The sequence below is a fragment of the Aerococcus sp. L_32 genome (assembly GCF_050689315.1).
The window spans coordinates 1-719 of sequence record NZ_JBOEQF010000944.1; the positions used below are offsets into that span (position 1 = coordinate 1).

Genomic DNA, 719 nt, shown 5'->3' on the forward strand with positions numbered 1-719 from the left:
AATCGTGGCAGTTAGAAATGTCCCAACTGCTATTTTTTTATAACCTAATACGAAATAGAATACAAAGAGTGTCCCAATCACCACGAGTAGTGAGGTACGGGTCCCGGTATAGGTGATCGCGAATAGGTTGCATAAGGATATAAACAGGAAAACGAATTTCTTCCGGTATTTGGTCGTCCGCATCATTTTGTAGAGGCCGATGAAGAAGAAGAATTCTAGCATCATGGCATAGTAATTGGGGTTGGCAAATGTTGCTTCCGCCCGACCGTTGTGGATGCGGTTAATCTCTGGGGATATGAAACTGTAATCCCATTCTGGTACCCAATTTAAATATTCAAAGGTTGCGAATATAAAGATGATAAATGAGCCAATTAAGGCAATGTTCAACAATTCTTCAACGTAATAGGGTCGAATGACTTGCTGATAATAGTTAAAATAGATGGCGATTGGTATAAAGGCAATCGAAATCCCTAATCCTGCCCAGTTTTGAAAGATAAATGAAATTACTGCTGAATACGCAATAAATATCCATATTGAGGTTGCAACTTCTCGCTTAATGTAGCGCGGACCAAGTAGGCCTAACATGAATAAGAATATAAATATGACAGCGAAAGTGACTAAGGTCATATAAAATGGAAATAGGTTACTGATAAATAATATCGAGATCAGTAATGATTGAACTGGCCAGGTTAGTTGAGCTTCTGGTTTACTCACCAAAA

Annotated in this window: 1 pseudogene; it reads right to left on the bottom strand. The window is 38.5% G+C overall.

Annotated elements, in window-relative coordinates:
* A pseudogene (locus ACRCJ0_RS17515) lies at nucleotides 1-627 on the bottom strand (O-antigen ligase family protein); the annotation flags it as partial.
* Nucleotides 628-719: the final 92 nt, after the last annotated feature.